Annotated in this window: 1 protein-coding gene; it reads left to right on the top strand. The window is 32.6% G+C overall.

The features are described 5' to 3' along the window. Window positions 1-629, top strand: a 629-nt coding sequence (locus K1X16_RS17905; protein WP_225037435.1) for an IS3 family transposase, incomplete at its 5' end; no start/stop codon positions are given. Window positions 630-736 lie beyond the last annotated feature (107 nt).

The following is a 736-nucleotide window of genomic DNA, read 5'->3' as shown; positions in this document are numbered from 1 at the left end:
TTCCTAGAACTAAAAATTACATCACAACTACAAACTCAAACCATATGTACAAAAAATATAAGAACCTTGTAAAAGACCACATTCCTACTCGACCAGAACAACTCTGGGTTAGCGATATAACATACATTAAAACAGAAAATGGGCACAACTATCTAGCATTAGTCACAGATGCCTATTCTAAGCAAATTATGGGATATAAACTTGATAACCATATGAGAACATCGCTTTGCAGTGATGCGCTCGCTATGGCTATTAAAAACAGAAAATATCCCGATCAAAAGCTCATTCATCACTCAGATAGAGGTTTTCAATATTGCAATCCGAAATACACAAAATTCGCTGAAAACAATAATATTACAATGAGTATGACTGAGCAATACGCCCCTTATGAAAACGCTGTTGCTGAACGAATTAACAGAACCCTTAAATATGAATATGGACTAAAACAAACCATTAAAAACACGGATTTGGCTCAGAAAATGACTGAACAAGCGGTCTATATTTATAACAATTTGAGAACACATTTTAGCTTGGACTTAAGAAAACCAGCTGAAGTACATTTGAATCCAAACATCAAATACAGATCCTATCGAAAAAATAATGTAAATTTACCTGAACTTACCATTTAAGAACAGACATAGTTCAAACTATTTTTTTGCCTTCTAAACGGCTAAAAAAAATCTTTTGAACGTCTAAATAATAACTAAAAAGAGTCAACCTATTTCAGTATAATACA

This window comes from Winogradskyella sp. SM1960 (assembly GCF_020179375.1).
Lineage (GTDB): Bacteria > Bacteroidota > Bacteroidia > Flavobacteriales > Flavobacteriaceae > Winogradskyella > Winogradskyella marina.
This window is presented reverse-complemented; position numbering and strand designations above follow the sequence as displayed.